The sequence below is a fragment of the Exiguobacterium sp. s80 genome (assembly GCF_018618725.1).
Taxonomy (GTDB): domain Bacteria; phylum Bacillota; class Bacilli; order Exiguobacteriales; family Exiguobacteriaceae; genus Exiguobacterium_A; species Exiguobacterium_A oxidotolerans.
The window spans coordinates 1-17,909 of record NZ_JACSMP010000002.1; the positions used below are offsets into that span (position 1 = coordinate 1).

The 17,909-nt window shown below is 46.0% G+C and carries 14 protein-coding genes; 7 read left to right on the forward strand and 7 right to left on the reverse strand.

What is annotated here, in order from left to right:
- Nucleotides 1–517: 517 nt before the first annotated feature.
- The 7 genes from KNP94_RS06580 to dnaA all read right to left on the reverse strand — a co-directional run bounded on the left by KNP94_RS06580 (nucleotide 518) and on the right by dnaA (nucleotide 10,503).
- A complete protein-coding gene (locus KNP94_RS06580) occupies nucleotides 518–1,564 on the reverse strand; it encodes an HD-GYP domain-containing protein (RefSeq protein ID WP_215115462.1) in 1,047 nt (348 codons plus the stop codon).
- A gap of 102 nt (nucleotides 1,565–1,666) precedes the next feature.
- Complete coding sequence (gyrA, locus tag KNP94_RS06585; RefSeq protein WP_215115463.1) at nucleotides 1,667–4,315, reverse strand: DNA gyrase subunit A; 2,649 nt, start codon at nucleotides 4,313–4,315, stop codon at nucleotides 1,667–1,669.
- A gap of 27 nt (nucleotides 4,316–4,342) precedes the next feature.
- Entirely contained in the window at nucleotides 4,343–6,256 is a 1,914-nt protein-coding gene (gyrB, locus tag KNP94_RS06590; protein ID WP_215115525.1) for a DNA topoisomerase (ATP-hydrolyzing) subunit B, read from the reverse strand.
- A 10-nt stretch (nucleotides 6,257–6,266) separates the two neighbouring features.
- Nucleotides 6,267–7,421, reverse strand: coding sequence for a DNA replication/repair protein RecF (gene recF / locus KNP94_RS06595; protein ID WP_029332175.1), 1,155 nt, complete (start codon nucleotides 7,419–7,421; stop codon nucleotides 6,267–6,269).
- A gap of 1 nt (nucleotide 7,422) precedes the next feature.
- Nucleotides 7,423–7,644 carry a S4 domain-containing protein YaaA gene (yaaA, locus tag KNP94_RS06600; protein WP_029332174.1) on the reverse strand — a complete coding sequence of 74 codons (222 nt, stop codon included), beginning with the start codon at nucleotides 7,642–7,644 and terminating at the stop codon, nucleotides 7,423–7,425.
- Between the two features lie 141 nt (nucleotides 7,645–7,785).
- Entirely contained in the window at nucleotides 7,786–8,919 is a 1,134-nt protein-coding gene (gene dnaN, locus KNP94_RS06605; RefSeq protein WP_029332173.1) for a DNA polymerase III subunit beta, read from the reverse strand.
- 186 nt (nucleotides 8,920–9,105) lie between these two features.
- Nucleotides 9,106–10,503, reverse strand: coding sequence for a chromosomal replication initiator protein DnaA (gene dnaA, locus KNP94_RS06610; RefSeq protein WP_029332172.1), 1,398 nt, complete (start codon nucleotides 10,501–10,503; stop codon nucleotides 9,106–9,108).
- Nucleotides 10,504–11,233: 730 nt separating this feature from the next.
- Between dnaA and rpmH the strand changes: the two genes are divergently transcribed.
- The 7 genes from rpmH to noc all read left to right on the forward strand — a co-directional run bounded on the left by rpmH (nucleotide 11,234) and on the right by noc (nucleotide 17,908).
- Entirely contained in the window at nucleotides 11,234–11,368 is a 135-nt protein-coding gene (rpmH, locus tag KNP94_RS06615; RefSeq protein WP_012371910.1) for a 50S ribosomal protein L34, read from the forward strand.
- 168 nt (nucleotides 11,369–11,536) lie between these two features.
- On the forward strand, nucleotides 11,537–11,887 hold the full coding sequence (gene rnpA, locus KNP94_RS06620; protein WP_029332171.1) for a ribonuclease P protein component: 351 nt from the start codon (nucleotides 11,537–11,539) through the stop codon (nucleotides 11,885–11,887).
- Between the two features lie 97 nt (nucleotides 11,888–11,984).
- On the forward strand, nucleotides 11,985–12,839 hold the full coding sequence (gene yidC / locus KNP94_RS06625) for a membrane protein insertase YidC (RefSeq protein WP_029332170.1): 855 nt from the start codon (nucleotides 11,985–11,987) through the stop codon (nucleotides 12,837–12,839).
- Between the two features lie 149 nt (nucleotides 12,840–12,988).
- Nucleotides 12,989–14,371, forward strand: coding sequence for a tRNA uridine-5-carboxymethylaminomethyl(34) synthesis GTPase MnmE (gene mnmE, locus KNP94_RS06630; protein ID WP_305794652.1), 1,383 nt, complete (start codon nucleotides 12,989–12,991; stop codon nucleotides 14,369–14,371).
- 44 nt (nucleotides 14,372–14,415) lie between these two features.
- A complete protein-coding gene (gene mnmG, locus KNP94_RS06635; protein WP_088838304.1) occupies nucleotides 14,416–16,302 on the forward strand; it encodes a tRNA uridine-5-carboxymethylaminomethyl(34) synthesis enzyme MnmG in 1,887 nt (628 codons plus the stop codon).
- A 4-nt stretch (nucleotides 16,303–16,306) separates the two neighbouring features.
- The gene (rsmG, locus tag KNP94_RS06640; protein WP_088838303.1) at nucleotides 16,307–17,023 is read left to right on the forward strand and encodes a 16S rRNA (guanine(527)-N(7))-methyltransferase RsmG; all 717 of its coding nucleotides are present in this window, start codon (nucleotides 16,307–16,309) and stop codon (nucleotides 17,021–17,023) included.
- A gap of 48 nt (nucleotides 17,024–17,071) precedes the next feature.
- On the forward strand, nucleotides 17,072–17,908 hold the full coding sequence (gene noc, locus KNP94_RS06645) for a nucleoid occlusion protein (protein ID WP_088838302.1): 837 nt from the start codon (nucleotides 17,072–17,074) through the stop codon (nucleotides 17,906–17,908).
- Nucleotide 17,909: the final 1 nt, after the last annotated feature.

The window sequence follows — 17,909 nt, forward strand, 5'->3', positions numbered from 1 at the left end:
GACTAAAAGTCACGTTGACGAAGCTTGCGCTTCATTCATTGTTTGTATCCGAAGATACGTTTTTTGCCTCATCGTTCAGTTTTCAAAGTTCGTCCGCGCCTGTTTTGGCGACTCAATTAGAATACCAAGTCTGGAACGATAAGTCAACAACTTTTTAAAAGAAGTTTTTTCGTTCGTTTCAAGCGTGCGTCCTCTTTAGGACATGAAATAATATACCATGCGATTTATTATTGTGCAAGCATTTTTGATAATTAATTTTAATTTCATTAAAAATTGTTTTATAGCTTTTGACTAGACTTTCATTTTTTGTTGGTATAAGTGGCTTTTGCCACGTCTTCCTGTTTTTGAGCCGTACCTTTCGACTTTTAGCATTCACCTTTTTCAGGACACTTGTCACATACGGCTCAAACAGAAAACTAACCTATTCCTAGCAGATCCACCTAAATGCTTCCCTCTTCATAAAAGTTGATCTACAGACTGATTAAACTGCGCGTTTCTTCTATATAGTAAGTTTGCTTTAATCCATCAGCTGCATGATGTTCAACTGCCGGTCTTCCATTAAGTCTTTCACGACTTGCTGGTTCTGCTCATCATAGACGATGACAGGACGATCAAAGATGACATTCTTCCGCACGACAGTTGCAATTTTTCCGTTACTCATCAAAACACGATCTCCGATTCCAATCGGCAATAAGAGTTGTCCGAGTAATGTAACGTACTTCGAATCGTACTGCATCGGCCGCGCTTTTAGGTGAACGTATGCATCGTATGCCGTATAAGCCTCCCGGTATGGACGCCAGCTTGTCATTGCCGCAAAAACATCTGCTACGATGAAAAGACGTGTATGATCCATGATTTTATCACCCGTGGCTTTTAATGGGTAACCGGATCCGTCTAGACGTTCATGGTGTTGGACGATTAAACGTTTGACCGTATCTGAAATGACCGTATCGTTTTGTAAGGCTTGATAAGCCATCGCCGGATGTCGATGGAAAATCTCTTGTTGCATCGCTTCATATCGTTTTGTATGTCGCCACTCCATGATGCGTGCAAGTCCATAGTCTGCAAAGTAAGAGGCTGTCCATAAGTCTTGAATCATCTTTCGTTCTTTTCTGACTGCTTCCGCTAACAACTGAGCGAGTGCCCCTCGATAAATCGCATGGCGAACTGTATATGCTTCCGTTCCCCGTTCAAGGAAAAACGGTAAAATGTCTTCCCGACGAACTGTATCTGGCATCGAGTTTTTAACCCATTTCAAAGCTTCATATGTATTCGGGGTGAAACCTTGTTCCCATGAGGTGAAAACTTGGTTATAGGAACCAACAAGTGGTTCGAATGGATTTTCACTCACTTCTTGAAGACGAACCATCTCTTGTTGACTTTCTTCGACTAGACCTTCTGGTCGTTCCTCAATATCGATTTCCTTAATCAAAAACCGTTTCAGGCGTCTTAGTTCGTCTGTCCCTAGTTTTTTTCCAGCTTCGACAATCGGTATATCGGTATGTAAAAAGACTGACTCCGTTACCCGATCTCCGATGATGAGTCGCTCGCTTGCGATACGCATCTTACCTCGTCCCTTTCTCTCATCAGTTTTATTTGTAGAAAAACAGCAGAGTAGGGACATCTACCGTCCGACTCTGCTGTACCTCTTTATTCCATACTGATGTTATTCTTCTGTTTCTTCGATTACTGTTTCTGCTTCAACAGCCGGAGAAACGTTTTCTTCGTCTACGACAGTCGACAGCTCATCAACGATCGCTTCTTCGTTTTCTTCTTTTTTCAGTTTCGCGACGGTAGCGACACGGTCACCTTCTTCAATCCGGATGACTTTGACGCCTTGTGTGTTCCGTCCGACACGTGAAATGTTTTGTGAATCGGTCCGAATGACGATGCCGCCTTCTGTCATGATCATGATGTCGTCATCGACGTCAACAATCCGTAGGGCAGCGATTTGACCAATCCGGTCGTTCACTTTACTTGCAATCAATCCTTTACCACCACGCGTCTGGCTTCGGAACTCAGTCATTGGTGTCCGCTTCCCGAATCCTTTTTCCGTGATGACGAGGACATCTTGTTCGTCACGCGCAAGCTCCATGCCGATGACGATATCTTCTTCTGCTAGTTTCATCGCTTTGACACCACGCGCACCACGTCCCATTGAACGAACGTTTGTGATCGGGAAACGAATCGCCTTACCACGGTTTGAAACGGTAAAGACTTCATCGTCTGTCGATGCGAGACGGACAGATGTCAATTCGTCGTCTTCGAACAGACGAATCGCAATCAGACCGTTTTTATTAATCCGAGCATAAGCAGAGAGTGGCGAACGTTTAACGCGTCCTTTACGTGTCATGAAGATTAATGATTTTTGCTCATCCTGCATGACTTCTTCTGCATCAAGTACCTCTTCCGCTTCTTCTTCCGGTGTTACGTCGTCATCCGATTCGATTGTCGCTTCGATGATGGATTCTTCGACGACATTTTGCTCTTCCAGGTATCGTTTAAAGTTAACTGGAATCATCGTCTCGACCTTTTCACCCCGTTCAATCTGAATCAGGTTGATGATCGGCACACCTTTTGAAGTCCGGCTCATCTCAGGTACTTCATACCCACGGATGCGGTAGACTTTCCCGCGGTTTGTAAAGAACAGGATCGTATCATGCGTCGAACACGATAAGAGACGTGTTACATAATCCGCATCATTCGTACCGATTCCTTGGACACCACGACCACCACGACGTTGTGCACGATACGAATCCGTCGTGAGACGTTTAATGTATCCACTGCTCGTCAATGTGATGATGATATCTTTTTCAGGAATCAAATCTTCATCTTCGAATTCGATGTGGTCCATCCGAATTTCAGTCCGGCGTCTGTCGTTGAAGCGTTCTTTCACTTCTTCGAGTTCCGTCCGAATCAATTCAAGCAATTCTTCATCGCTTTCGAGAATTTTTTTGAGTTCCGTGATCAGCTGCATGATTTCATCATATTCAGCATCGATTTTCTCACGTTCGAGTCCTGTTAGACGTTGAAGACGCATATCAAGAATCGCTTGCGATTGTTTCTCAGACAAAGCAAACCGATCCATCAACTGTTCGCGTGCCGCATCAGCCGTTCGGTTCGCTCGGATGATTTTGATGACTTCATCCAAGTGATCGAGTGCGATGCGAAGACCCGCAAGAAGATGTTCCCGTGCTTCCGCCTTCTCAAGGTCGAACTGTGTCCGGCGACGGACGATTTCTTTTTGGTGCTCGAGGTAATGATAGAGCATCTCTTTGAGTGTCAGCGTTTTCGGACGACCACCCACGATCGCAAGCATGTTGACACCAAACGTCGTTTGCATCGATGTCTGTTTATATAAGTTATTTAGGATGACACTTGCGTTCGCATCACGACGAATTTCCATGACGATCCGCATACCACGACGATCGGATTCGTCACGTAAGTCCGTAATGCCTTCAATTTTCTTCTCACGGACGAGATCGGCGATTTTTTCTACGAGACGCGCCTTGTTGACTTGATATGGCAGTTCCGTCACGATGATCCGTTCGCGGTCTTTTTTAGCTTGTTCGATTTCTGCTTTCGCACGAACGATGATTGACCCACGTCCCGTTTCATAGGCACGGCGAATCCCGCTCCGACCTAAGATTTCACCGGCTGTCGGGAAATCAGGACCTGGAATGTGTTGCATCAACTCGGAAATCGTAATCTCCGGGTTATGCGTTAGCGCAAGTACGCCATCGATGACTTCACCTAATTGGTGCGGCGGAATGTTTGTTGCCATCCCGACCGCGATCCCGCTTGATCCATTGACGAGCAAGTTCGGAAAACGCGACGGTAAGACTTCTGGTTCGCGCTCTGATCCATCATAGTTATCTTTGAAATCAACGGTATTTTTATTGATATCGCGAACGATTTCCATCGCGATTTTTGACATACGGGCTTCCGTATATCGCATTGCAGCGGCAGAGTCGCCGTCGACAGAACCGAAGTTTCCGTGTCCATCCACGAGCTCATACCGGTAGCTGAAGTCCTGTGCCATCCGAACCATCGTGTCGTAAACAGCAGAATCACCGTGTGGGTGGTACTTACCGATAACTTCACCGACGATACGGGCAGATTTTTTATGTGGCTTATCTGCGCGGATACCGAGATCGTTCATCGCATAAAGAATACGACGATGTCCTGGCTTCAGACCGTCACGTACGTCAGGAAGTGCACGTGCGACGATGACGCTCATCGCGTAATCCATGAAGGATGTACGCATTTCTTGACTAATATTTATATCTTTAATGATTCCTTGTTGATCGGACATTCGTCTGGCCACCCTCTCTATTCAACGTTAAATATCCAAGTTCTTCACGTAATGCGCGTGCGACTGGATAAAGTCACGACGTGGTTCTACCTGATCTCCCATCAAGATATCGAATACTTCATCCGCTTCGATGGCATCTTGAAGTTCAACCCGAAGCATTTGACGACCACTCGGATCCATCGTCGTTTCCCAAAGTTGCTCTGGATCCATCTCACCGAGACCTTTGTAACGCTGAATGTCGTAACGCGCGTTTTCTGGAAGTGCGGCTAAGGCCTCGTTCAGCTCACGTTCGTTATGAACATACGTGATGTTTTTCCCTTGCTTGATTCCGTATAGCGGCGGTTGTGCGATATAGACATAACCATGCTCGACGAGCGGACGCATATACCGGTAGAAGAACGTCAACAGGAGTGTCCGGATGTGGGCACCATCGACGTCGGCATCGGTCATGATGATGACTTTATGATACCGTGCTTTTTCGATGTTGAATTCTGAACCGATACTCGTTCCGAGTGCGGTAATGATCGTCCGGATCTCGTTACTGCCGAGAATTTTATCGAGACGGGCTTTTTCAACGTTCAAAATTTTACCACGGATCGGTAAAATCGCTTGGAAGTGACGGTCACGACCTGATTTCGCAGAACCACCCGCTGAGTCACCCTCAACGATATAAATTTCTGAAATCGTTGCATCCCGCGATGAACAGTCGGCCAATTTACCAGGAAGTGAACTTACTTCAAGGACACCTTTACGACGTGTCAATTCACGCGCGCGTTTCGCTGCCATCCGGGCACGCGAGGCCATCATTCCTTTTTCGACGATTGCACGAGCATTCGTCGGGTTTTCCATCATGAACTGTTCAAAGATGGAAGAGAATAACGTATCGGTCGCTGTTCGAGCATCCGAGTTACCGAGCTTCGTTTTCGTTTGTCCTTCGAATTGGGGGTTCGGGTGTTTGATCGAGACGATTGCCGTCATTCCTTCACGGACGTCTTCTCCGGACAACGTACCGTCTGCTTCTTTCATCAAACCGAACTTCTTCGCATAGTCATTGATGACACGCGTCAACGCCGTCTTAAAGCCCGTTTCATGCGTACCGCCTTCATGCGTCGGAATGTTGTTCGTAAACGAATAAATGTTGGCTGCAAAGCCATCGTTGTATTGAAGCGCAACTTCGACTTCGATGCCATGCTTCGTTCCGTGGACGTAGACCGGTTCCGGGTGAACAACTTCTTTCGAGCGGTTCAAGTGTTCAACGTACGACTTGATCCCACCTTCGTAATGGAAGTGCCGCGTAATCGGTTCTTCTGCACGATCGTCCGTAATGACGATGTTCAGACCTTTATTCAAGAAAGCGAGTTCACGTAAACGTGTCGCAAGTAAATCGTAATCGTATTCGAGTGTTTCCTGGAAGATTTCACTGTCCGGGAAGAAACGAATCATTGTCCCTGTCTCTTCTGAAGTCCCGATGATTTCGAGATCTTGTGTTGGAACACCACGATGATACGATTGATAATAGAGCTTCTCGTTCCGCTTAACGAATACTTCAAGCTTCGTCGACAACGCATTGACGACCGAAGCCCCGACACCGTGAAGACCACCTGATACTTTGTAGCCTCCGCCACCAAACTTACCGCCGGCATGGAGGACCGTTAAAATGACTTCGACTGCAGGACGTCCCATTTTTTCTTGAATATCAATCGGAATCCCCCGACCGTTATCCTCAACTAGAATCGAGTTCCCTGGTTCAATCGTGACTTTAATCGTGTCACAGTATCCAGCCAGTGCTTCATCAATCGAGTTATCGACGATTTCCCAAACTAAATGGTGGAGCCCTTTCGACGCGGTTGATCCAATATACATACCTGGACGTTTTCGAACGGCTTCAAGACCTTCAAGTACCTGAATCTGATCGGCACCGTACCCTTGTTCCAATTCCATATCTTCATGATTACTCATCGGTTTTCTCACCTACTGTTTCTTTATAGGATGTCTCTTCCAAAATAACTGCTCCTTGTTTCACGTGGAACAACTTCGCTTGTCTAATCGTTTCATGTGCGATTCCCTCGACACTCGTCGTCGTCAGGATCGTCTGAACCTTTTGTTGCATCGTATCGAGTAAATGGGTTTGACGATGATCATCGAGTTCCGATAACACATCGTCTAGAAGAAGTAGCGGGTATTCCCCAACCTCCTCATGAATCAACTCAATCTCTGCTAGCTTCAACGAGAGCGCAGCCGTCCGTTGCTGTCCTTGTGAACCGTATGTCTGGACATTTCGTCCATTGACCTCCATTTCGAAGTCATCACGGTGTGGACCAAATAACGTCACGCCTCGTCTAATTTCATTTTCTTTTATTTTACCAAACTTCTGCGTATAAGAAGCAGTCATTCCTTCGACATCCAGCGAATCATCACTAAATGTATCGGATCGATAGCGTAGAACGAGTTCTTCCTGTCCACGACTGATTCCATCATGAATCGGTCGCGCCCACTTTTCGAGCTGGGCAATGAAATGATGACGGCGTTGAACGATTTTAACGGCAAGCGTAATCATCTGTTCCGTCAAAATGTCGAGGAACGTCTCGTCCCCCCCTTTAATTGACAACTGCTTCAACAACGCATTTCGTTGTTTCAACACTTTCAGGTATTGACTTAATTCATGCAGGTAGACCGGACTGACTTGACCAATCTCCATATCTAAAAAGCGACGCCGTACTTGTGGACTGCCTTTGACGATGTGCAAATCCTCTGGTGCGAACAACACGATATTGAGCGCCCCGATATAATCACTGAGGCGCCGCTGTTCGAGATGATTGAGCTTCGCCTTTTTCCCACGACTCGAAATCTGGATTTCCTGCGAATGGGGACCCATCCGCTTCATGACACGTCCTTCGACGCGCGCTGCTTCCGCATCCCACTGGATCAGTTCCTTATCGTGTGTCGTCCGGTGCGATTTCGCGAGCGCCAATACGTGGATCGCTTCGAGCAAGTTCGTCTTGCCTTGAGCATTTTCCCCGATTAAGACGTTCGTCTTTTCAGAAAAGAACAATTCCAGCGACTCATAGTTGCGATAATGACTGAGTCGTACCGAATCTAGTCGCACGTTAGTTCGCCTCGTTCTTGATGACGAATTGACCGTAGTCTTCTACGTCAATAACATCTCCATCCCGCAACTTACGACCACGTCGCTGATCGACCTCACCGTTGACGAGAATAGGTACCTCCGCTAGAAATGGTTTTGCTTGTCCTCCGCTCGAGATAATATCAGACAGCTTCAAGAACTGACCTAATGTGACATATTCCGACGTGATTTTGATTTGATTCATGGATTGACTCCTCCTACCTACATATTATAAATGACATACTCTTTATTGTACTAAAAAACTCATGATTTAGCAAAATGAACGAACATATATACGGATTACAAAAAAAACCCAAGAAACCAAGTCGGTTTCTCGGGGAGGGAATCAAGCCGTACGGACAGGTAAAATCAATTGCAAGACGTTATCTTGGTCGACCGGATGGAGAATGAATGGTCGAATCGATCCCGTGAATTGAATTTCAATATCCGTCGCATCGAGTGCTTTTAAGGCATCCATCATGTATTTCGAGTTGAAAGAAATCTTCAGCTCTTCGCCTTCAAGCGACAAGATGCTCACTTGTTCCGAAACTTTCCCAACTTCTGGTGAGTGCGATGAAATTTCGACAGCTGTCGTACCTTCTGCTGCGAACTTGATGACGTTGTTGCGGTCTTCACGTGCAAGAAGTGATGCCCGGTCGATTGCCTGAAGCAATTCCTTCGCATTCATACGGACAGCAGTCCGGTACTCTTCCGGAATTAAACGCGACGTATCCGGATAGTTCCCGTCGAGTAAGCGAGAGAAGAATAGGACATGTTTCATTTTAAAGAGGATTTGCTGGTTCGTGATCGTGACATCGACATGACCATCACCTAACAGTTTCGATAATTCGTTTAAGCTCTTACCCGGCACGATGACATTTTGGAACGAAATCTCGTTCTCTGTCTCAAACTGTGCCCGACGTAGTGCAAGGCGATGACTATCCGTCGATACGCATGTCAAAATGCCTTTATCTGCTGAGAAGTTAACCCCTGTCAAAACAGGACGTGTTTCTTGGACCGCGACGGCAAAACTCGTCTGACGGATCATTGAACGTAATAAATCTGCGGGTAAACGGAACTGTTGTCCCCCATCGACTTGTGGAAGACGCGGAAACTCGTCTGAATCAAGACCGTTCAGATGAAATTCAGCTGTCCCGGATTGAATCCGTGTCATGAAGTTTGGAGAGACTTCGATGATGACTTCGTCTGTTGGTAACTTTTTAACGATATCACCAAAGAAACGGGCATTGAGGACGACACTACCGGCGCGGTGGACGGTTACATAAGAAGTACCATTCTCTTCCGCATAGATTGTCCGTTCAATTGAAATCTCGGTATCGCTTCCTGTTAACGTCATTCCGTCACCATGCGCTTCAAGTTTGATTCCCGTTAAGATTGGAATCGTCGTTCTTGATGAGACAGCTTTCGCTACGTCCTGGATGGCTTGGATTAAAGTATCGCGTTGAATTGTAATATGCATATTGTCGTTAAGCTCCTCTCAAAATGGGCGTTACATCATCATAACATAATAATATATTTTTTTAATAATAGTATTAGGGGCTGTGGATAGTGTGGATAAGTCGGTGGATAACTTGGTATAGAGCCAAAGTGCGTGTGGATAACTTGTGGATAACTAGCCTCTTTTATCCACAGCTTATCCACAGGTTCAGGAATGTTTCAATTCATGCTTAATTTGTTCGATGACTTTTCCTGTTTCTCCATCCGATTTAACGAGCATACTGATTTTCTCATGTGCATGGATGACTGTCGTGTGATCCCGTCCACCAAATTCCTCACCAATCTTCGGTAAAGAGCTTTCCGTCATCTCTCGCGAGAGGTACATCGCGATCTGGCGGGGAAAGGCAATCGATTTTGTTCGTTTTTTAGCCTTTAAGTCGTCAAACGGTAAGTTGAAGTGTTTACTGACGGACTCCTGGATATCGCGGATTGTGACTTTTCGCGGCTCCGTGACCGGCATGATGTTATGCAGCGCTTCTGCCGCAACATTCGGGTCAATCGTCCGTCCGACCAGGTTCGCATAAGCGATGACACGCGTCAGCGCCCCTTCGAGCTCGCGGATGTTCGTGTCGATTTGACTCGCGATATAGAGCATGACTTCATTAGAAACATCAAGTTGCTCGGCATTGGCTTTTTTCCGCAAAATCGCAATCCGTGTCTCAAGGTCAGGAGGTGTGATGTCTGTTATCAATCCCCACTCGAACCTAGAGCGAAGCCGATCTTCAAGTGTCGGAATTTCTTTTGGTGGTCGATCACTCGAGATGATGATTTGTTTTTGATCATTGTGCAGGGCATTGAATGTGTGGAAAAACTCCTCTTGCGTCTGTTCTTTTCCTGCGAGAAATTGAATGTCATCTATTAATAGAACATCGATATTCCGGTATTTGTTCCGAAACTCAACGGTTTTATTGTCCCGAATCGAGTTAATGAAGTCATTTGTAAAACGTTCCGAGGAGACATAGGCAATCCGCGTCCCAAGGTTTTGATCTTGGACGTACTGGCCAATCGCGTGCATCAAATGGGTTTTACCAAGTCCGACTCCTCCATAGATGAATAAAGGATTATAGGCTTTTGCAGGTGCTTCTGCTACAGCCAAGGAAGCGGCATGGGCAAAACGGTTACCTGATCCAATGACAAACGTATCGAACGTGTATTTTGTATTCAATTGACCGAGTTCACTCATGACCAGCTCATCGGTCGGTTTTCGTGACGATTGTGCACGATTTGATGTTTTAGACGGTGGTACCGTCTCAGACGCTTCCTCATTTTGACGATCGAGCATCTTCTTTGCTTGGCCTTCCTCGATAAATTGAATATCAAGTCGACTCCCTGTCACTTCTTCAACCGTATCTTCGAGTAACGATAAGTATTGACGTTCCAGCCAAGTAACGGTAAATGCAGCTGGTGCTGAGATGATCAATGTCGTTCCATTCAGCGTGACGCCTTCAGTGGATTTTAACCACATGTCATAACTTGCCTTAGGTGTCCGTTCTTCTTCCTCGATCACAGACAATACATTATGCCAAAGTTCGGCAGCGTTTTTCATAAATACCCCCCTTTTTCTATCATGATATAAAAAACTATACACAGGTTTATGCACAGGACAAAGTTAATGAAGAAACTCGACTTATCCCCACAACATAAAAACTGTGGATAACGTTATCCACAGGCAAGTAAAACTGTGTATAAAGTTATCCACAGGGTGTGTATAACTTGAAAATTCAATTTGGTTAGTGTCGTTGTTATGCACAATTAGTGTATCAAATGAAATGAGCCCTGGCAATGCCTAGAGTGATTTATCCACAAGTAAATAAAGATATACACAGGTAGTTACCCACAGGCTGTGGATAGTGTGGATAAGGTGTGGATAACGTGTGCATAACTTTTTGAAAGAGGAAGCGTAAAAAAATAGTTATACACAAAATCAAAAATAGTTGGAGAATCGAGTCGAAAATCAAACCTTGACGTTGATTTTAAAAAATACTATTGTAGACAAAGTGAAGAGTTATCCACGGAAAGTGTGGATAGTGTGGATAAGTCTGTGGATAGTTTTAATTTGGGGAATTTCCTAGTGTTCATGCAGATCGGATTCCTATCTTGTAATACGAACCCTCATCCAGATTTCTATCGTAACGAATCGTATAGAATCGAACGAGATAATTCTTACGAACTTTCATTGACAAGGTCCCTTTTGATTTATATAATGTACAAGACTGCCTTAAAGTAGAAAACGATGTTTTTTAATAGAGTAATTTTTAAAGGAGGTGCAGACTAAAATGAAACCAACTTTCAACCCAAACAACCGTAAGCGCAAAAAAGTTCACGGATTCCGTGCTCGCATGGCAACGAAGAGTGGCCGCCGGATCTTGGCTGCTCGCCGTCTTAAAGGCCGCAAAGCCTTGACTGTATAATCGAGCGATGATGAGATCACTTCTGGCGATGCCTGAGGTGATCTTTTTTTTGCTTTTTTTTAAGGGTGTTCGTGCTTTTGTCACAACCCCCTCTCGCGAAGCAGGATTATTCTATGATATGATGAAAGACGACGAATTTTCGTGATGTCAGGATGGAGTGTGATCAAGGTGAAGAAGGAATACCGCGTCAAGAAAGACAAGGAGTTCCAAGCGGTGTTTACTCGAGGAGCCTCTGTCGCCAATCGGCAATTTGTCGTATACGCACTAAAAAAAGACCAGCAAGCTCATTTTCGGATTGGTTTATCAGTGAGTAAGAAAATCGGAAATGCTGTCGTACGTAATCAGGTAAAACGGTACCTTCGTGAAGCATTTTTGTTACATGAAGCTTCGATTGCACCAGATTATGATCTTGTAATCATCGCCCGCAATCCAGCTGCGAAGATGACTGCGCAAGAAGTCGCAGATAGTTTGCGGCATGTATTAAAGCGTTCCGGCGTCTGGAAGCGGCAAGTTAAATAAATACGTAATATATTCTGTTTGATTTGTAACGGTCTTTCCTGATTCTATCTATAGAAGGAGTCTGACCGACAAAGGGTAAACATCATTAGGAGGAATTATGAACAAGAGAACTAAGATTTGGTTGACACTTGGACTGATGTCAGTACTCGCGGTTGTTCTATCGGGTTGTACACCTGGAACATACGGAACAGGTGAACCGATTACTGCTGACACAGAAGGTTTCTGGAAACATTATTTTGTTTGGCCGATGGCTTGGTTGATTGGAAAAATTGCAGAATACTTTAACGGGGATTACGGGATTGCAATCGTGATTACGACATTGATTGTTCGTCTCGTCATTTTACCGTTGATGATTAAACAGACGAAGAGTATGGGTGGTATGCAAGTCATCCAGCCAGAAATGATGAAACTGCGTGAGAAATACAGTTCAAAAGATCAGGAAACACAACAGAAATTGCAACAGGAAATGATGAAGCTTTATCAGGAGCATAACGTCAATCCACTTGCAGGTTGTTTACCGATCTTAATTCAAATGCCAATCCTGATTGCCTTCTATAACGCAATCATTTACACGCCGGATATTTTCAAGCATACGTTCCTTTGGTTCGATCTTGGAAAGCCAGATCCATATTTTATCTTACCGATTCTTTCAGCGGTCTTTACGTACCTGCAACAGAAACTCTCGATGGCAGGGCAAGAAGATAATCCGCAGATGAAAATCATGTTGTACATCTTCCCGGTCATGATCTTCGTCATGGGTGTGACGTTACCCTCTGCCTTGTCACTTTACTGGGTCGTTGGTTATATCTTCTCGATCATCGTGACGATCGTGATCATGAAGCCGATGCGTGAGAAGATCAAATTACAGACTGAAGCAACGATTGCTTCAAAACGTGAAAAAGAAGCGGCCGAAGCAGCTCCTGCTCCGAAAAAGCCGAAAAAGAAACGTTAATCACAAATGAGGGCGATACTCCGTTTTTACAGAGTGTCGCTCTTTTTCTTTGAGTCATTTTCGTGTATAGTTGTCACGTTATACCCATTTATAACTAACTCATCAATTAATCATAGAAACGATAGAAGAAAACGAGGTGTGAATGACGAATGATGGAATTTGATACGATAGCCGCGATTTCGACACCGATGGGCGAAGGGGCGATTGCAATCGTCCGCTTATCAGGTCCGCAAGCAGTAGCAACGGCAAACCGAGTGTACCGAGGTGCGAGTCAGTTAACGGAAGTACCAACCCACACGATTCATTACGGGAAATTAGTCGACCACGAGACGGAGCAGGTCGTCGATGAAGTAATGGTCAGTGTCATGCGGGCGCCGAAGACGTTTACGCGCGAAGATGTCGTCGAATTGAATTGCCATGGTGGAGTCGTCGCGGTCAATCGTGTACTCGAACTCATTCTGGCACAACCTGATGTTCGTCTAGCAGAACCAGGTGAATTCACGAAACGCGCCTTTTTGAACGGGCGCATCGACTTATCACAAGCTGAAGCCGTGATGGACTTAATCCGTGCGAAAACGGACCGGGCGATGACGGTTGCAATCGGTCAAATCGAAGGGCGGCTCTCGAAGCTTGTCCAAGAATTGCGCGAACAGCTGTTACAGACGATCGCTTCGATTGAAGTCAACATCGACTACCCGGAATACGATGCGGAAGAAATGACGCAACAAATCGTCCAAAAAGATGCTGGGGAAGTCCGCCGCATCCTGACGGAACTGCTCCGGACGGCGCGCCAAGGAAAAATTCTACGTGAAGGCCTGTCGACAGCAATCATCGGGCGACCGAACGTCGGGAAATCATCTTTGCTCAACACATTGGTGCAAGAAGCAAAAGCAATCGTCACGGATATCGCAGGGACGACCCGTGATACGATTGAGGAATATGTGAATGTCCGCGGTGTACCGCTCAAGTTGATCGATACGGCAGGGATTCGGGAAACGGAAGATATCGTCGAACGAATGGGTGTCGAAAAATCACGCCAGGCACTCAATTCGGCGGATTTGATTTTACTCGTCTTAAACGGGAATGACGAATTGACGCAAGAAGATATTTTGTTGTTTGAAGCGATTCGCGATATGAACGCGATCATCATCGTCAACAAGAGTGACCTTGCGCAACAAATCGACTTAACACGTGTTGAAGAACTGGCTGCAGGACGCCCGGTCGTCACGACATCCTTGCTTGAAGAAGCAGGCGTCAACGACCTCGAAGCAGCAATCGCAGCCCTCTTCTTCGAACAAGGTGTTGAAAGCCAAGACATGACGTACGTCTCGAATGCACGTCATATTCAATTGATTAAACAAGCGAGTCAGATGATTGAAGATGCGCTCGGGGCGGCAGAAGCAGCGATGCCGATCGACATGGTCCAAATCGATTTACGCCGGGCATGGGATACGCTTGGCGAAATCAATGGGGATACGGCGCAAGATAGTCTACTCGATAAACTTTTCTCCCAGTTTTGTTTAGGGAAATAATTGCACTGTCAGGTTGTTGATTCATAAAAGGAGGAACCGAAATTATGGCTTATCAAGCAGGTGAATTCGACGTCATCGTCGTCGGAGCCGGACATGCTGGAATCGAAGCGTCACTCGCATCAGCGCGAATGGGTTCGAAAACGGTGATGTTAACGATGAATCCCGACATGGTCGGATTCATGTACTGTAACCCGTCGATTGGTGGTCCCGCAAAAGGGATTGTCGTCCGGGAAATTGATGCATTAGGTGGCGAGATGGCACGGGCGATCGACGCGACTTATATCCAAATGAAAATGCTCAATACATCAAAAGGTCCGGCCGTCCGTGCACTCCGGGCGCAGGCAGATAAATTTGAGTATCAAAATCGAATGAAAAAAGCCCTTGAGGATGAACCGAACCTCTTGTTACGTCAAGCACTCGTCGAACGTCTATTGATTGAAGATGGACGCTGTGTCGGTGTCGTGACGAATACGGGAGCAGAGTACCGGGCGAATGCTGTCGTCATTACGACAGGAACGTTCATGCGTGGGAAAATCATCATCGGCGAACTCTCATACGAGAGTGGTCCGAACAATCAGATGCCGTCCGTCAACCTATCGAAGCATCTCGAGGAACTCGGGTTCGAGCTCGCGCGCTTCAAAACAGGGACACCACCCCGAATCGATGGAAAAACAATTGATTATTCAAAAACCGAAATCCAACCAGGGGATGCGGTTGCTTTACCGTTCAGCCATGAAACGACTCAGATGATCACGGAGCAGATTCCATGTTGGTTAACGTATACGACAGAGTACACACACCAATTGATTGACGCGAACTTACACCGTTCACCGATGTTCTCAGGCATGATTAAAGGAACAGGCCCACGCTACTGTCCTTCAATCGAGGACAAAGTCGTCCGGTTCAATGATAAACCGCGTCACCAAATCTTCCTCGAGCCGGAAGGTCGCGATACGGAAGAAGTCTATGTCCAAGGGTTATCAACAAGCTTACCGGAAGATGTCCAACATGATATCTTACGTTCGATTCCCGGTCTTGAAAAATCAGAAATGATGCGTCCCGGTTATGCAATCGAATACGATGCGGTCATTCCGACACAACTGTGGCCGACACTTGAAACGAAACGGGTCGAAGGGTTATTCACAGCAGGACAAATTAACGGTACGAGCGGCTACGAAGAAGCTGCCGGACAAGGCATCATGGCTGGAATCAATGCGTCGCTTAAAGTTCAAGGCAAAGAGCCATTGATTTTGTCGCGTTCGCAAGGGTATATCGGTGTCATGATTGATGATCTCGTCACAAAAGGGACGAACGAACCGTATCGCCTCTTGACGTCACGTGCTGAATACCGTCTCTTACTCCGTCATGACAATGCCGATCTTCGCTTATCTGAAATCGGGCATGAACTCGGTCTGATCAATGACACGCGTCATGCGAAACTCGAACTGAAAAAAGACGAAATCAGTCGCGAAATGAAACGTCTTGAAAAAGTCGTCATCAAAGCGACACCAGACGTCAACGAAAAACTGACAGCAATCGGTGTCTCACCGTTGAAAGAAGCGTTGCACGCAATTACGTTATTGAAACGTCCGGAAATCACGTACGCAATGATTGCAGACATGACAGAGCCACCTGTCGCATTGTCAGCGGAAGCGGCCGAGCAAGTCGAAATCCAAGTCAAGTACGCAGGTTATATCGACAAACAACTCGACCAAGTCGAACGTATGATGCGGATGGAACAAAAACGAATTCCGGATCGACTCGATTACGATGTCATCAATGGTCTCGCGATTGAAGCAAAACAGAAACTAAACCAAGTGCGTCCGCTCTCGATTGGACAAGCATCACGGATTTCTGGGGTTAACCCGTCAGATATCTCGATTTTGCTAATTTATATCGAGCAAGGCCAATACGCATTGACTGCGGAGTGATAACATGAACGAACAGCAATTCGTAACGGCTTTAGCCGAGCAAGGTCTCGACGTCTCAGAACAACAATTACACCAGTTCAAACGCTACTATGAACTGCTCGTCGAATGGAATGAAAAAATGAACCTGACGGCGATCACGGATAAAGAAGATGTTTACTTGAAACACTTTTATGATTCGATCACAGCGGCTTTCTACTTTGATTTCACAGAAGTCGAAACCGTTTGTGATGTCGGAGCCGGTGCCGGTTTCCCGAGCCTCCCGATTAAAATCATGTTCCCGCACTTAAAAGTCACGATCATCGATTCACTGAATAAACGAATCGGCTTCTTGAACATGCTCGCGACAGAACTTGAACTTGAAGGTGTCGCGTTCCATCATGGTCGGGCCGAAGAGTTCGGTAAAAACAAACAGTTCCGGGAACACTTTGATGTCGTGACGGCACGCGCCGTCGCCCGCATGTCAGTCCTTGCAGAATACTGTTTGCCACTCGCGAAAGTCGGCGGACAATTTGTTGCCTTGAAGGCAGCGAAGTTAGGGCAAGAGTTAGAAGAAGGCGCAACGGCACTCAAAGTACTTGGTGGTAATTTACGGGAAAGTTTCCAGTTCCAATTGCCAGGTGAGGAAAGTGAGCGTAATATCGTTATTGTAGATAAAAAACGATTAACACCCGGGAAATATCCGCGTAAGGCGGGAACACCGGCTAAAGATCCACTGAGTTAAACACCGTTTCACGTGAAACGATGACTGATAAAGGTGAGGTGCGCGAACGTGAAAAATGCAATTGCTAAACTGCTTGGTAAAGGGGGACAGCCTGTCCCGCTTGAGCTTGATCCCCGAGACACGCTTCAGGAGCTAAAGCTGACAGAGCTTGTTGCCAATCAATTCCAACCCCGAACGATTTTTGATGGGGAGCGGATTGAAGAATTGGCGATGACGATTGAAGAACATGGGTTACTACAGCCAATCGTAGTACGAAAACAGGGGCTAGGTTATGAAATCATCGCAGGTGAGCGTCGTTTTCGAGCGGTTCAATCACTTGGGTGGGAAACGATTCCCGCAATTATCAAGGAAATGACCGATGAAACGACAGCTGCACTCGCATTGATTGAGAATCTACAACGGGAAGAACTGACTCCAATCGAAGAAGCAGAAGCATATGAACGATTGCTTGCGATGCAACACATTACGCAAGAAGTCTTAGCACGTAAACTAGGACGCAGTCAGTCGACGATTGCGAACAAGTTACGTCTGTTGCGTTTGCCAGCTGAAATTCGCGAGGCATTGAAGCAACGGACAATCACGGAACGTCACGCGCGCGCCTTGTTGCCTTTAAAGGATGCAGATCTTCAAATCTCAGTCTTAGCGGAAATCATGGAACGCGAATGGAATGTCAAAGAAACGGAACAGCGTGTCGAGCGTCTACTGACACCGAAAAAGCCGAAGAAGCGACATAAAAGTTTTGCACGGGATACACGGATTGCGTTGAATACACTACGTGATTCAGTCGACATGATTGAGCGGACAGGATTGACCGTCGAAAAAGAAGAAGTAGATTGTGAAGAATATGTCGAGGTGCGAATTCGCATCGTGAAGGCACGTCCGTAAA